The sequence below is a fragment of the Pseudomonas qingdaonensis genome (assembly GCF_018398475.1).
Lineage (GTDB): Bacteria > Pseudomonadota > Gammaproteobacteria > Pseudomonadales > Pseudomonadaceae > Aquipseudomonas > Aquipseudomonas palmensis.
The window spans coordinates 1,234,948-1,248,973 of record NZ_CP074676.1 but is presented as its reverse complement, the minus strand read 5'-3'; the positions used below and the strand labels follow the sequence as shown (position 1 = coordinate 1,248,973).

Here is a 14,026-nt window from a genome sequence, read left to right as displayed (position 1 = left end):
GAAAAAACAGCCGTCTCCCCATGGTGACGGCTCACTGATTGAATTACTTGCTTGCGGTCAATGCCAGCTTGGCCACTTGCGGGGCCGGCTGATAACCCGGGATCACCTGACCGTCCTCGAGCACGATGGCCGGCGTGCCATTGACGCCAATCGACTGCCCCATCTGGAACTGCTTGCTGACCGGGTTCTCGCACTTGGCGGCCTTGATTTCCTTGCCGTCGACCATCTTGTCCATGGCCGCCTTGCGGTCGGTGGAACACCATACCGCCTGCAGCTGCTGGTCACCCGACGAGCCCAGGCCCTGACGCGGGAAGGCCACGTAGCGCACCTCGATGCCGCGCTTGTTCAGCTCGGGCACTTCGGCATGCAGCTTGTGGCAGTACGGGCAGGTGGTGTCGGTGAACACGGTGATGTGCGACTTGGTTTCGCCCTTGGCAGGGTAAACCACCATTTCGGAAGCCGGAATCGCATTGATGGTCTTGGCGATGGCCACGCGCTCGGCCTTTTCGGTCAGGTTGACCGGCTTGCCGTCCTGGATCTGGAACAGATAGCCCTGTACCAGGAACTGGCCGTCGGCGCTGGCGTACAGCACACGGCCGCCCTTGAGCTTGACCTCGTACAGGCCGTTGACCGGGCTGGCAGCGATGCTGTCGACCGGTATTTCCGACTCCAGCGACTGCAGCGACTTGCGAATCGCCTGCTCGGCATCGTTGGCCGCAGCCACGGCGAAGGAACTGGCCAGCGCCAGGGCGGCGGCGGCTAAAATCTGGGTCACGCGCATGAAAACTCCTGAAGGCGGACAGGGGGCCGAAAGCGGAACAGGCGTACCGAAAAACGGCCGCGATCCAGGGCCCGGGTGTAAACCGCGAAAGCGTACCACATTCGCCGCCCTGCATTGACTGCTGGCGACGCATGCAATGTGCGATCAGCGCTCAGCCGCGCGGGTGATGACGGGCATGCAGTTCCTGCAGGCGGGCGCGGGCCACATGGGTGTAGATCTGGGTGGTCGACAGGTCGCTGTGGCCCAGCAGCATCTGCACCACGCGCAGGTCGGCGCCGTGGTTGAGCAGGTGGGTGGCGAAGGCATGGCGCAGGGTGTGCGGCGACAGCGCCTTGCCGATCCCGGCCACCTGGGCCTGGTGCTTGATGCGGTGCCAGAAGGTCTGGCGGGTCATCTGCTCGCCACGCTGGCTGGGGAACAGGACATCGCTGGGGCGGCCGTTGAGCAGTTCGACGCGGCCGTCGCGCAGGTAACGTTCTACCCACACCACCGCCTCCTCCCCCATCGGCACCAGGCGCTCCTTGCTGCCCTTGCCCATCACCCGCAGCACGCCCTGGCGCAGGTTGACCTGATCGAGGGTCAGGCTCACCAGCTCGGTGACGCGCAGCCCGCAGGCATACAGCACCTCGAGCATGGCGCGGTCGCGCTGGCCGATGGCCTCGCCAAGGTCGGGAGCCTTCAACAGGGCCTCCACATCGGCCTCGGACAGGGACTTGGGCAACGGCTTGCCCAGTTGCGGCATGTCGACCTGCAGGGTCGGGTCGAGGGCGATCAGCTTCTCGCGCAGCAGGTAGCGATAGAAGCCACGCGCGCCCGACAGGAACCGCGCCGTGGAACGGGGCTTGTAGCCCTGGTCGAGGCGCCATGCCAAGTGGTCCAGGATCAGCTCGCGACCAGCATCGGGCAACACCATGCCACGTTCCTGAAGCCAGCCGTTGAACAGGGCCAGGTCGCTGCGGTAGGACGCTCGGGTGTTGTCGGAAAGCCCCTTCTCCAGCCACAGGGCGTCGAGGAACTGGTCGATCAGCGGGTGGTCGATGGCGGGCATGAAGACTCGGTGATAGGCCGTAAAAATACCGCTAGTCTTCCATAACACCGCCGGCATAGGGAGCCCGAATGAACGAACAAGAGATATTGCTGGCATTCGGCGGGATCGGTGTCGCGGCCCTGGGCTGCCAGTGGCTGGCCTGGCGGCTGAAGCTGCCGGCGATCCTGTTCCTGCTGCTCAGCGGCATAATGGCCGGGCCGATCCTGGGTTGGCTCGACCCGCAGGAAATGTTCGGCCCGCTGCTGATGCCGCTGGTGTCGCTGGCGGTGGCGCTGATCCTGTTCGAGGGCAGCCTGACCCTGCACCTGTCGCAATGGCGCGAGATCGGCACGGTGGTGCGGCGCATGGTGACCCTCGGCGCGCTGTCCACCTGGGTGGTGATCAGCGCGGCCACCCACTGGCTGCTAGGGTTCGACTGGCTGCTGGCGATCCTGTTCGGCACCCTGACCCTGGTCACCGGGCCGACCGTGATCGTGCCGATGCTGCGGGTGGTACGGCCCAAGGCGGCGGTGGCCAACATCCTGCGCTGGGAAGGCATCGTCATCGACCCGATCGGCGCCCTGCTGGCGGTGGTGGTGTACAGCTTCATCATTGCCAGCGCCGCTGGCGACGGCCTGAGCCAGAGCCTGCTGACGTTCGCCGGGGTGATCCTGTGCGGCAGCGCCTTCGGCGTGGCCGGTGGCTGGCTGCTGGGCCAGGTGATCCGCCATCAATGGCTGCCCGAGTACCTGCACAACCTGGCCTCGCTGGCAGCGGTGCTGGGGATCTTCATCGCCTCCAACCAGGTGATGCACGAGTCGGGGCTGCTGGCGGTGACCCTGATGGGCATGTGGCTGGCCAACATGAAGGGCGTGGATGTGCGCCAGATCCTGCACTTCAAGGAGAACCTCAGCGTGCTGCTGATCTCCGGGCTGTTCATTCTGCTGGCAGCGCGCCTGGACCTGACTGCCCTGCTCGGCCTGGGCCCTGCGGTGCTGGCCCTGCTGCTGGTGATCCAGCTGATTGCGCGGCCGCTGAACGTGGCGCTGTCGACCTGGGGCTCGCAGCTCAACTGGCGCGAGCGTGCGCTGCTGGCCTGGATCGCCCCGCGCGGCATCGTGGCCGCGGCAGTGTCGGCGATTTTCGCGATACGCCTGGACGAGGCCGGGCACGCGGGGGCCTTGCTGCTGGTGCCGCTGACGTTCGCGGTGATCATCGGTACGGTGGTGCTGCAAAGCGCCACGGCGCGGCCGCTGGCGCGCCTGCTCAAGGTGGCCGAGCCTGCCCCCAGCGGGTTTCTGATCGTGGGCGCCAACGCGCCGGCCAGGGCCCTGGGCACGGCCTTGCAACAACTGGGCAGCCGGGTGCTGCTGGCCGATTCGAGCTGGGAGAACATCCGCGCGGCGCGGATGGAGGGGTTGCCGACCTATTTCGGTCACCCGGCCTCGCAGCATGCCGATGCGCACCTGGACCTTGTAGGCCTGGGGCACCTGCTGGGGCTGTCGCCGGCGGGCGAGCTCAACACCCTGGCATGCACGCGCTTTCGACATGATTTCGGGCATCAGCGTCTGTTCGTGCTGGCCAGCGGGCTGGAACGCCAGCGCAGCGACAAGCACCGCGCCAGTGACGAACATCGCGGGCGCCTGTTTGGCAGCCAAGCGTTGACCTATGTGCAACTGGCCAACCTGTTCAACCAGGGCGCCGAGCTGTACACCACACACCTGACCGAGGCGTTTGGCTGGGCGGACTACCAGGCGTTGCATGGCGATCGCGCGACCTTGCTGTTTGCCCGCGATGCCAGTGGCTGGGTGTATGTGGTAGGGCCGGATACGGCGCTGAAGCCGGCGCCTGGGTGGACGCTGGTAGCGCTGGTCCAGCCGCAGGCAGGTTGATCGCGCGGGCTTGTTGGCCGTTCAGAAGCCGGGCAACACCGGCACCGGCCGCTTGTCTTCGTCGATGGCGACGAAGCTGAACAACCCGTGAATCGCCTTCTCGCGACTGTCGCAGCTCATGCTTTCGACAAACACCTCCACCTCGACCTTCAGGCTGGTGGTACCCACCTTCACCACCGTCCCCACCAGTTCCACGATCGAGCCGGCGGCAATCGGGTGCTTGAAGTCGATGCGGTCGGTCGACACCGTCACCAGCGGCAAGCGGCAGAAGCGCGTGGCGGCAATGAACGACACCTCGTCCATCCACGCCAGCGCGGTGCCGCCGAACAGGGTGTTGTGATGGTTGGTGGTCGAGGGGAACACCGCCTTGGTCACGCGGGTCACCGACAACTGGGTACGGCGCTGGATCTCTTGCTCTCTACTGTTCATGACATCTCTGAAACACGAATGACGGACAACAAAAAAGCAGCCCGAAGGCTGCTTTCTTTTCGCATGGCGGTCCCGTGCCCGCCGGTCAAACTAGCCTCAGGCCAGTTTTTCCTTGATGCGAGCGGCTTTGCCGGACAGGTCGCGCAGGTAGTACAGCTTGGCTTTACGCACGTCACCACGACGTTTCACGGCCAGGCTGTCGATCTGCGGGCTGTAGGTCTGGAAAGTACGCTCTACGCCAACACCGTTGGAGATTTTACGAACAGTGAAAGCACTGTTCACACCACGGTTACGCTTGGCGATAACAACACCTTCGAACGCCTGCAGACGCGAACGGTCGCCTTCCTTCACTTTCACCTGAACGACAACAGTGTCGCCTGGGGCAAAGGTCGGGATCTCTTTGGTCATCTGCTCGGCTTCGAGTTGCAGAATGATTTTGTTGGTCATGCTGTGCTCCTAAGATAGGTCGTCAGACCCACCATCGATACGTTAACTATCGTCCCGCTCTCGGAGATACTCCTCGAGCAGCTTCTTCTCTTCTCCAGAAAGTGAGCGACTTTCCAGAAGATCGACGCGTCGTTCATAGGTCCGCCCAAGGGACTGCTGTAAACGCCAGCGCCGGATGTGTGCATGGTTGCCACTGAGCAACACGTCGGGAACACGCTGATCCGCATACACCTCCGGTCGGGTGTAGTGCGGGCAATCGAGCAGACCATCGGTGAAGGAGTCTTCCTCCGCCGAGTCCGCATGCCCTAAAGCTCCGGGCAGCAGCCGCGTAACCGCATCGATCAGGACCATCGCCGGCAGCTCGCCGCCAGACAGTACATAGTCGCCAATCGACCACTCTTCATCGACATGAGCCTGAATGAACCGCTCGTCAATGCCTTCATAACGACCTGCGATGAGAATCAACGACTCTGCATTCGCCAGTTCGCGTACCGCCGACTGATTCAGCTGACGGCCTTGTGGCGACAGGTAGATCACCTTCGCCGCTTCCCCTGCCTGCTGCCTGGCCTGAACCAGCGCATCTTCCAGGGGCTTGATCTTCATCACCATGCCCGGACCACCGCCAAACGGCCGATCATCCACGGTGTGGTGGCGATCTGTGGTGTAGTCCCGCGGATTGTGGCAGGTCAGTTGCAACAACCCCTGCTTCACCGCGCGGCTGGTAATGCCGTACTCACTGATGGCCGAGAACATCTCGGGGAACAACGTAATGACTTCGACACGAAGGCTCGCCATCGTCTAGAAGTCCGCGTCCCATTCCACCCTCATTTCGCCTGCAGCCAGGTCGACCTTCAACACGCACTGCCCGGTATAGGGCAACAGGCGTTCACGATCATCCAGGCTGCCCACGCAGGGCTTGACCACCATTACATCGTTCGCGCCGGTCTCCAACAGGTGATCAACCGTGCCGAACAGCTGTTCGTCCTGGTTGATGACTTTCAGACCTACCAACTGGTACCAGTAGTACTCGTCTTCGGTCAGGTCGGGCAAAAGGCTACGCGAGATGCAAATCTCGTAACCGCTCAGAAGACGGGCTTCATCGCGATCGTCGAGGCCTTTGAGCTTGGCAACCAGATCCTTTTGAGTGGATCGGCCGCTGACCAGCTCGACCTGCTTGACCACACCTTCGCGCCGGAGCGTCCAGTTGCGGTAATCCAACAGGTTTTCAATCGGATCGGTAAAGGAAAAGACCTTCACCTCGCCGCGAACGCCGTGAACCGAAAAAATCTTGCCAACAACGATCAGGTCATCAGCTTTTTCTGGCGTCGCGCTCATACTATTCAGGCAGCAGCCTTAGCAGCATCTTTCAGCAGTTTTGCAACGCGCTCGGATGGCTGTGCGCCAACGCTCAGCCAGTGAGCAACGCGATCCTGCTTAACGGACAGGCGAACTTCCTGGCCACGAGCGATAGGGTTGAAGAAACCAACCTGCTCGATGTGCGAACCGGTAACCGGGTTACGCGAGTCGGTCACGGTCAGGGTGTAGAATGGGCGCTTTTTGGAGCCGCCACGGGCAAGACGGATGGTTAGCATAGAACATCGTTCCTGTAGTCGGTGCTGCAAATCATAATGCACAGCGGGCACACGGGTGCCCGAAAGGCCGCATATTCTCAAGGAATACACGGACTTTTGCAAATGCCTTTTAACGGCGAGCGACAAGCCGCCGTGCTGATCTGCGAATGAGCCGCTTCTGTATATAGAAGGCGGCACGGGTCCCGCCAGCGGCGGGGTTCCGGTCGGTGCCCCACGGGAGGCACCGGCCTGAATGTGGTTACAGCTTGGGCATGCCGCCGCCAGGCAGCATGCCGCCAAGGCCGCGCATCATCTTCGACATGCCGCCCTTGGTGGAAAACTTCTTCATCATCTTCTGCATCTGCTTGTGCTGCTTGATCAAGCGGCCGATGTCCTGCACCTGGGTGCCCGAGCCCATGGCGATGCGGCGCTTGCGCGAACCGCTGATCAGCTCGGGGTCGCGGCGCTCGGCCGGGGTCATGGAGTTGATGATCGCCTCCATCTGCTTGAACTGCTTCTCTGCCGCGCCCTGGGCATTGCCCATCTGCGACAGGTTGACGCCGCCGATGCTCGGCATCTTGTCCATCAGGCCGCTCAGGCCGCCCATGTTCTTCATCTGCTGCAGCTGGTCGCGGAAGTCCTCGAGATCGAAGCCCTTGCCCTTCTTCAGCTTCTTGGCCAGCTTGTCGGCCTTTTCCTTGTCCAGGGTCTGCTCGGCCTGCTCGATCAGGCTGAGCACGTCGCCCATGCCCAGGATCCGCGAGGCAATGCGGTCCGGGTGGAACGGTTCGAGCGCTTCGCTCTTCTCGCCCATGCCGATGAACTTGATCGGCTTGCCGGTGATCGCGCGTACCGACAGCGCGGCACCGCCACGGGCATCACCGTCGACCTTGGTCAGGATCACGCCGGTCAGCGGCAGCGCCTCGCCAAATGCCTTGGCGGTGTTGGCGGCGTCCTGGCCGGTCATGGCATCGACCACGAACAGGGTCTCGATCGGCTTGACCGCAGCGTGCAGCTGCTTGATCTCGCCCATCATCTCGGCATCGATGTGCAGACGCCCGGCGGTGTCGACGATGACCACGTCGATGAACTTGAGCTTGGCTTCGCGAATCGCCGCCTCGGCGATGGCCACCGGCTTCTGCGTGATGTCCGACGGGAAGAAGGTCACGCCGATGTCGTTGGCCAGGGTTTCGAGCTGCTTGATGGCCGCCGGACGGTACACGTCGGCCGAAACCACCATCACGCTCTTCTTCTTGCGCTCCTTGAGAAAGCGCGCCAGCTTGCCGGCGGTGGTGGTCTTGCCCGCACCCTGCAGGCCGGCCATCAGCACCACGGCAGGCGGCGCGCTGTTGAGCGCGAGGTCTTCGTTGGCCGCGCCCATCAGCTCTTCGAGTTCGGCCTGGACGATCTTCACGAACGCCTGGCCAGGCGTCAGGCTGCGCGACACCTCGGTGCCGACCGCGCGTTCCTTGACCTTGTTGACGAAATCCTTGACCACCGGCAGGGCGACGTCGGCCTCGAGCAACGCCATGCGCACTTCGCGCAGGGTGTCTTTAATATTGTCCTCGGTGAGCTTGGCTTTACCGGTGACATGGCGCAGCGTCTGTGACAGACGGTCGGTCAGGTTTTCAAACATGGGGATCCTTTCAGGCTCTGTAGAACCGAGGTTTATCAGCTGCCCCTGGCGCATTCGGCCAGCCTTGGGCAAGGGCAGGCCGGCGATTATAGCGAAGACTCGCGCACGCGCACACCATGGCGTCGGCCACCAGTCTTCCTTGGCAGGCGCGTTGTATGCCAAACTCAGGGCCTTTCGGGCTTGCCTAACAGGACTTATGCTCCCCTTGTCACCCAGCTTGCTACCCAATCTGATCGCCGCCTGCCTGTACGCCGCCGCGATTTTCTATCAAGGCACCCGCCTGGCCCGAGGCACCAAGGCCGACAAGCGGCTGCTCGGAATGCTCGGCGCCTTCGCCGTGGTCGCTCAGGGCACCGCGTTGTGCTGGCAGCTGCTCACGCCGCTGGGCCTGAGCCTGGACTTCTTCAGCGCCGCCAGCCTGATCGCCACCGCAGTGATTGCCCTGACCCTGGTCGCCACCCTGCGCATCCCGGTGGAGAACCTGTTGCTGCTGCTGTTCCCGCTGGGCCTGCTGACCGCGCTGATGGCGCAGTTCGCGCCCTCGGGCACGGTGCCGCTGGTCAACGAGGAGCCCGGCATCCTGGCGCATATCCTGCTGTCGATCCTGGCATACGGGCTGTTCACCATCGCGGTGTTCCAGGCCTTGCTGCTGCTGGTGCAGGATTACCAGCTCAAGCACAAGCACCCCTCGGGCCTGATCCGCAACTTCCCGCCGCTGCAGACCATGGAGAGCCTGCTGTTCGGCTTCCTGTGGGCCGGCTGGGCGCTGCTGTCGCTGTCGCTGATCTCCGGCTGGCTGTTCCTGGACAACCTGTTCGCCCAGCACCTGGTGCACAAGACCCTGCTCGCCTGCGTGGCCTGGGTCGTCTTCGGCGTCCTGCTGTGGGGCCGCACCCGCCTGGGCTGGCGCGGTCACAAGGCGATCCGCTGGACCCTGGCCGGTTTCTGCCTGCTGATGCTGGCGTATTTCGGCAGCAAGCTGGTACGCGAATTCATTCTGCATATCTGACAGGCGACCTATGAACACTCTGCCGTTAGGCCCACAGGTCGCGGTACTGGCACTGACCCTGGTGTGGTCGGCGCTGTTCAGCGCAGTGGATGCCGCCCAGCAGCAACAGGGCGGCACCCGCCGCAATGGCCCCAGAAGCGAACGTGCACTGATGCTGGGCGCCACCCTGGGCAAGCTGCTGGTGTTCGCCCTGGCCTCGCTGCTGGGCTTTGCCCATGCCGGCGAGCGCGGCTTCTGGCTGGCCTGCGCGGCAGCGGCACTGGCCGTGCTGGTGCTCACCGACTACCTCCCCCGCCAGCTGGCCCGACGCTACCCCGACGCCCTGCTGGGCCTGGGCGAGAGCCTGCTCAAGGTGCCGCTCATGCTGCTGCAGCCACTGGCCTGGCTGCTCGATGGCGTTGCACGCCTGTTGCTGCGCCCCTTCGCGGGCAAGGTCACGGCTGTCACCCAGCATGACAATCGCCACGACACCCCCGGTGCCTCCGGTACGCCGGACGAGGAACATGCCCAGCACAGGAGCGACCTGCTCGGCAGCCTTCAGGCGCTGGACAAGGTGACGGTCAACGACATCCTGGTGCCGCGCAACGATGTCGACGGGATCAACCTCGACGAGCCGATCGAAAAGATCATCGAGCAACTGATCGTCAGCCGTCACACCCGCCTGCCGGTGTTCCACAGTGATATCAACCAGGTCGAGGCGATCCTCAACACGCGTCAGATCAGCCACCTGCTGCCCAAGGCCGAGCTGACCCTGGCCAACCTGCTGGCGGCGTGCTACGAGCCATACTTCGTGCCCGAAAGCACCCCGCTGCAGCTGCAGCTGCTGAACTTTCACAAGCAGCAGCGGCGCCTGGGCGTGGTGGTGGACGAATATGGCGAAGTGCAGGGCATCGTCACCCTGGAAGACATTCTTGAAGAGATCGTGGGCGAGTTCGAGGAAGAGCACAGCCTGGACAACCCGCACATTCACCCGCAGCCCGATGGGCGCTACGTGATCGAGGGCAACATTTCGATCCGCGAGCTCAACCGCAGCCTGGGCTGGCACCTGCCCAGCGACGGCCCGAAAACCCTGAACGGCCTGGTGACCGAGGCGCTGGAAAGCATCCCCGCCAGCGCGGTGTGCCTGAAAATGGGCCGTTATCGCATGGAAATCCTCGAAACCGAGGACAATTGCGCCAGCCGCATACTGGTCTGGACCGTTTCCCGCTAGCTATACTCGAGCCCGCCGGCGCTTGCCCGCGGCAGGTGCCGGAGCCTTCGCAGCACTCGACAGGGAAACGTTCATGACGACCAGCAGCACCTATAACAACAACGATGAAACCGCAGCGCCCCCAGTCAACTCGCCCGCCCGGGTAGCCACGGCCAGCTTCATCGGCACCGCCATCGAGTTCTACGACTTCTACGTATACGCCACGGCAGCGGCCCTGGTGATCGGCCCGGTGTTCTTCCCGCAGACCTCGGGCACCGCGCAGATGCTCTCGGCCTTCCTCACCTTCGGCATCGCGTTTCTGGCGCGCCCGCTGGGTTCGGCGCTGTTCGGCCATTTTGGCGACCGCATCGGCCGCAAGTCGACGCTGGTGGCCTCGCTGCTGCTGATGGGCATCTGCACCACGCTGATCGGCGTGCTGCCGGGTTACGACAGCATTGGCGCCTGGGCACCGATCCTGCTGTGCCTGCTGCGCTTCGGCCAGGGCCTGGGGCTGGGCGGCGAATGGGGCGGTGCAGCGCTGCTGGCCACCGAGAACGCGCCCAAGGGCAAGCGGGCGTGGTTCGGCATGTTCCCGCAGTTGGGCCCTTCGATCGGCTTTCTGGCGGCCAACGGCCTGTTCCTGACCCTGGCCATGACCCTTTCCGACGAGCAGTTCCGCAGCTGGGGCTGGCGCATTCCGTTCCTGCTCAGCGCCGCGCTGGTGATCGTGGGGCTGTATGTGCGGCTCAAGCTCGAGGAGTCGCCGGTGTTCGCCAAGGCCGTGGCGCGCCACGAGCGGGTGAAGATGCCGGTGGTCGAGCTGTTCGCACAGTACTGGGCGCCGACCCTGCTGGGCGCGGCGGCGATGGTGGTGTGCTACGCGCTGTTCTACATCTCGACGGTGTTCTCGCTGAGCTACGGGGTATCGACCCTTGGCTACAGCCGCGAGACCTTTCTGGCACTGCTGTGCTTTGCGGTGGTGTTCATGGCCCTGGCCACGCCGCTGTCGGCCTGGCTGAGCGACCGGTACGGACGCAAGCCGGTGCTGATCGTGGGTGGGGTGCTGGCCATCCTGTCGGGGTTCACCATGGAGCCGCTGCTGACGTCGGGGTCGACCGCGGGCGTGGCGCTGTTTCTGGCCATCGAACTGTTTCTGATGGGGGTGACGTTCGCGCCGATGGGGGCGCTGCTGCCTGAGCTGTTCCCCACGCACGTGCGCTATACCGGGGCCTCGGCGGCGTACAACCTGGGCGGGATCGTCGGGGCCTCGGCGGCGCCGTTCTTTGCACAGAAGCTGGTGGCCATGGGCGGCCTGAGCTGGGTGGGCGGGTATGTGTCGGCGGCAGCAGTACTGAGCCTGATTGCAGTGCTGTGCCTGAAAGAGACCCGGCATACGGAACTCTGAAGACAGGCTGCTGCGCAGCTATCGCGGGTCAGGCCCGCTCCCACAGGCATCATCACTGCCCCTGTGGGAGCGGGCCTGACCCGCGATGAAGTATCGAAGCCTTACAGCTCTACGCTGACTGCCTGCGAAGCCCGGGTCGCCTTGGCCCGCGCGGCTTCGATCGACTCGTCACGCGCCAGGCACACGCCCATGCGCCGCTGGCCATTCACTTCTGGCTTGCCGAACAGGCGCAGCGCCGTGTCCGGCTCGCTCAGCGCCGCGCCGAGGTTGGCGAAGGCGGTCTGCTGCGAAGTGCCTTCCACCAGAATCACTGCCGAAGCCGACGGCCCGAACTGGCGAATCAGCGGAATCGGCAGGCCCAGGATCGCCCGCGCATGCAGCGCGAACTGCGACAGGTCCTGGGAGATCAGGGTCACCAGGCCAGTGTCGTGCGGGCGCGGCGAGACTTCGCTGAACCACACCTGGTCGCCCTTGACGAACAGCTCCACGCCGAACATGCCGCGACCACCCAGGGCCTCGGTCACCGCACGCGCCACGCGCTCGGACTCGGCCAGCGCCTTGGGGCTCATCGCCTGCGGCTGCCACGACTCCTGATAATCGCCCTTCTCCTGGCGATGCCCGACCGGCGCGCAGAAGGTGGTGCCGCCCACATGGCGCACGGTGAGCAGGGTGATCTCGTACTCGAAGTCGATGAAGCCCTCGATGATGACCCGGCCCTTGCCGGCACGCCCGCCTTCCTGGGCATAGTCCCAGGCAGCCTGCACGTCATCGACGCCCTTGAGCAGGCTCTGGCCCTTGCCCGACGAGCTCATCACCGGCTTGACCACACACGGGAAGCCGAGGTCTTCGACGGCCTTGCGGTAGTCTTCGAAGGTGTCGGCAAAGTGGTAAGGCGAGGTTGGCAGGTCCAGCTCCTCGGCGGCCAGGCGGCGGATGCCCTCGCGGTTCATGGTCAGCTGCGCGGCGCGTGCGGTCGGCACCACGGTAAAGCCTTCGGCTTCCAGCTCAACCAGGGTGGCGGTGGCGATGGCTTCGATTTCCGGCACGATGTAGTGCGGCTGCTCGGCCTCGATCACTGCGCGCAGGGCGGCGCCATCGAGCATGTTGATCACGTGGCTGCGGTGCGCCACCTGCATGGCCGGGGCATCGGCGTAACGGTCCACGGCAATCACTTCAACGCCCAGGCGTTGCAGCTCGATCACCACTTCCTTGCCCAGTTCGCCACAGCCACACAGCAGTACTCGGGTCGCGGTCGGCGACAAGGGGGTTCCGATACGGGTCATCTCAGGTCCTCAGAGGGAAGGAATCCAGGGCCGCCCCAGCACGGTGCAACCCGGTGAAAAGAAGCACCATTTTACATGGCGCAGGCGTTCTTGCGTGCGCGCCAGGCCATCGCCAGCCACACCACCGTCACCCCGGCGAACTTGGAGCCCAGCGCGGTACCGACCACGGCCGGGGTCAGTGCGCCGATCATGCCGAAGAAGATGAAGGTATCCAGCGGGATGCTCAGCGCCGAGCTCAGCCACAGGCGGTCATGCAACGGGCGCTTGGTGATGCTGAACACCAGCCAGTCGATCAGCTCCGATACCGCGAACGCGGTGGCGCTGGCCAGGGCAATGGCAGGCTCGGAGGTGATATAGGACAGCACCAGGGCGCCAAGCATGGCCAGCAGGGCGCCGTGGCCGAAGCGGGTCTGCACCATGTCGCGCAGGATGAACACCAGCCCGCCCCAGGCGGACCAGATGACGTCCAGGTGCGGGGCACTGGAGAACGCGTAGTTGATCAGCACCACGCTGGCGATATAAGCAATCAGAAAGAACATAGAAACACCGGTTGGCAAGCCGTACAGGGTACTTGAGTGCCCCCGCACGGCCAAGCCCGGGATCAGCCGGCGGCCTTGCCCACCGTCATCACCAGCCCCGCCGCCACGGCGCGCTCATGGCACAGCACCAGCACCTGGCGCCGTTCGTCGTTGGCCATGCGGCCCCAGCGCGTGATCTCGCTGGCGGTGCGCTGGCAGCCGGTGCAGATATCCTGCTCGTCCAGCGCGCAGATGTGCACGCAAGGCGAGGCCACCGGTCGTTCAGGGCTGCTCATCAGTCCTCCTGGGGTACAAGGTCACGGGCATAGCGCTGGGCGTTGTGCACATAGTGGGCAGCGCTGGCCTCGAGCAGTTGCTGCTGCGCCGGGGTCAGTTCGCGCACCACCTTGCCCGGCGAGCCGACCACCAGCGAACCATCGGGAATCTCGCGCCCCTCGGGCACCAGCGCATTGGCGCCGATGATGCAGTGCTTGCCGATGCGCGCACCATTGAGGATCACCGCGCCGATGCCCACCAGGCTGTAGTCGCCGACCGTGCAGCCATGCAGCATGGCGTTGTGGCCGACCGTCACGCCCTTGCCCAGGGTCAGTGGCCAGCCCATGTCGGTGTGCATCACCGTACCGTCCTGCACGTTGCTGTTCTCGCCGATGTCGATCAGCTCGTTGTCGCCGCGCAGCACCGCGCCGAACCAGACGTTGGCCCCCGCCTGCAGGCGTACCTTGCCGATCAGCGTGGCGGTGGGCGCTACCCAGCTCTGTGGGTGGGTTTCGACGCGCAGGTCGCCCAGACGGTATTTCATGCGTGGTTCCTCACGGTGG

General features: G+C 64.4%; 16 protein-coding genes. 4 read left to right on the top strand and 12 right to left on the bottom strand.

Annotated features, from left to right (window positions below; translation table 11 throughout):
- Positions 1–43 precede the first annotated feature (43 nt).
- Together dsbC and xerD are read right to left on the bottom strand one after the other, a co-directional pair.
- Complete coding sequence (gene dsbC, locus KH389_RS05615; protein WP_043863190.1) at positions 44–781, bottom strand: bifunctional protein-disulfide isomerase/oxidoreductase DsbC; 738 nt, start codon at positions 779–781, stop codon at positions 44–46.
- Positions 782–932: 151 nt separating this feature from the next.
- Positions 933–1,829 carry a site-specific tyrosine recombinase XerD gene (gene xerD, locus KH389_RS05610; RefSeq protein WP_043863189.1) on the bottom strand — a complete coding sequence of 299 codons (897 nt, stop codon included), beginning with the start codon at positions 1,827–1,829 and terminating at the stop codon, positions 933–935.
- Between the two features lie 68 nt (positions 1,830–1,897).
- Here xerD and KH389_RS05605 point away from each other — a divergent pair, with 68 nt between their 5' ends.
- Positions 1,898–3,700, top strand: coding sequence for a cation:proton antiporter (locus tag KH389_RS05605; RefSeq protein ID WP_213607006.1), 1,803 nt, complete (start codon positions 1,898–1,900; stop codon positions 3,698–3,700).
- Positions 3,701–3,721: 21 nt separating this feature from the next.
- On the opposite strand, the gene KH389_RS05600 is transcribed toward KH389_RS05605, so the two are convergent.
- The 6 genes from KH389_RS05600 to ffh form a co-directional block, all read right to left on the bottom strand.
- Positions 3,722–4,129 carry an acyl-CoA thioesterase gene (locus KH389_RS05600; protein WP_043863187.1) on the bottom strand — a complete coding sequence of 136 codons (408 nt, stop codon included), beginning with the start codon at positions 4,127–4,129 and terminating at the stop codon, positions 3,722–3,724.
- Between the two features lie 96 nt (positions 4,130–4,225).
- On the bottom strand, positions 4,226–4,576 hold the full coding sequence (rplS, locus tag KH389_RS05595) for a 50S ribosomal protein L19 (RefSeq protein ID WP_043863186.1): 351 nt from the start codon (positions 4,574–4,576) through the stop codon (positions 4,226–4,228).
- A 42-nt stretch (positions 4,577–4,618) separates the two neighbouring features.
- Positions 4,619–5,371 carry a tRNA (guanosine(37)-N1)-methyltransferase TrmD gene (gene trmD / locus KH389_RS05590; protein WP_043863185.1) on the bottom strand — a complete coding sequence of 251 codons (753 nt, stop codon included), beginning with the start codon at positions 5,369–5,371 and terminating at the stop codon, positions 4,619–4,621.
- A gap of 3 nt (positions 5,372–5,374) precedes the next feature.
- Positions 5,375–5,911 (bottom strand): ribosome maturation factor RimM, encoded by a 537-nt coding sequence (gene rimM, locus KH389_RS05585; RefSeq protein WP_043863184.1) that lies wholly within the window; start codon positions 5,909–5,911, stop codon positions 5,375–5,377.
- A 5-nt stretch (positions 5,912–5,916) separates the two neighbouring features.
- On the bottom strand, positions 5,917–6,168 hold the full coding sequence (gene rpsP / locus KH389_RS05580; RefSeq protein ID WP_028942918.1) for a 30S ribosomal protein S16: 252 nt from the start codon (positions 6,166–6,168) through the stop codon (positions 5,917–5,919).
- 238 nt (positions 6,169–6,406) lie between these two features.
- Complete coding sequence (gene ffh / locus KH389_RS05575; RefSeq protein ID WP_043863183.1) at positions 6,407–7,783, bottom strand: signal recognition particle protein; 1,377 nt, start codon at positions 7,781–7,783, stop codon at positions 6,407–6,409.
- A gap of 196 nt (positions 7,784–7,979) precedes the next feature.
- Between ffh and KH389_RS05570 the strand changes: the two genes are divergently transcribed.
- The 3 genes from KH389_RS05570 to KH389_RS05560 all read left to right on the top strand — a co-directional run bounded on the left by KH389_RS05570 (position 7,980) and on the right by KH389_RS05560 (position 11,386).
- Positions 7,980–8,792, top strand: coding sequence for a cytochrome C assembly family protein (locus KH389_RS05570; RefSeq protein WP_116053026.1), 813 nt, complete (start codon positions 7,980–7,982; stop codon positions 8,790–8,792).
- 10 nt (positions 8,793–8,802) lie between these two features.
- A complete protein-coding gene (locus KH389_RS05565; protein WP_210015289.1) occupies positions 8,803–10,002 on the top strand; it encodes a transporter associated domain-containing protein in 1,200 nt (399 codons plus the stop codon).
- Between the two features lie 73 nt (positions 10,003–10,075).
- The gene (locus KH389_RS05560) at positions 10,076–11,386 is read left to right on the top strand and encodes an MFS transporter (RefSeq protein ID WP_043863180.1); all 1,311 of its coding nucleotides are present in this window, start codon (positions 10,076–10,078) and stop codon (positions 11,384–11,386) included.
- A 101-nt stretch (positions 11,387–11,487) separates the two neighbouring features.
- On the opposite strand, the gene purT is transcribed toward KH389_RS05560, so the two are convergent.
- The 4 genes from purT to KH389_RS05540 all read right to left on the bottom strand — a co-directional run bounded on the left by purT (position 11,488) and on the right by KH389_RS05540 (position 14,007).
- On the bottom strand, positions 11,488–12,669 hold the full coding sequence (gene purT, locus KH389_RS05555; RefSeq protein WP_043863179.1) for a formate-dependent phosphoribosylglycinamide formyltransferase: 1,182 nt from the start codon (positions 12,667–12,669) through the stop codon (positions 11,488–11,490).
- A gap of 71 nt (positions 12,670–12,740) precedes the next feature.
- Positions 12,741–13,208, bottom strand: a complete 468-nt coding sequence (locus KH389_RS05550; RefSeq protein ID WP_043863178.1) for a 7-cyano-7-deazaguanine/7-aminomethyl-7-deazaguanine transporter — start codon at positions 13,206–13,208, stop codon at positions 12,741–12,743.
- A 62-nt stretch (positions 13,209–13,270) separates the two neighbouring features.
- The gene (locus KH389_RS05545) at positions 13,271–13,483 is read right to left on the bottom strand and encodes a DUF1289 domain-containing protein (RefSeq protein WP_043863177.1); all 213 of its coding nucleotides are present in this window, start codon (positions 13,481–13,483) and stop codon (positions 13,271–13,273) included.
- Positions 13,483–14,007 carry a gamma carbonic anhydrase family protein gene (locus KH389_RS05540; RefSeq protein WP_054915036.1) on the bottom strand — a complete coding sequence of 175 codons (525 nt, stop codon included), beginning with the start codon at positions 14,005–14,007 and terminating at the stop codon, positions 13,483–13,485. Before KH389_RS05540 ends, KH389_RS05545 begins: the two co-directional genes overlap by 1 nt.
- Positions 14,008–14,026 lie beyond the last annotated feature (19 nt).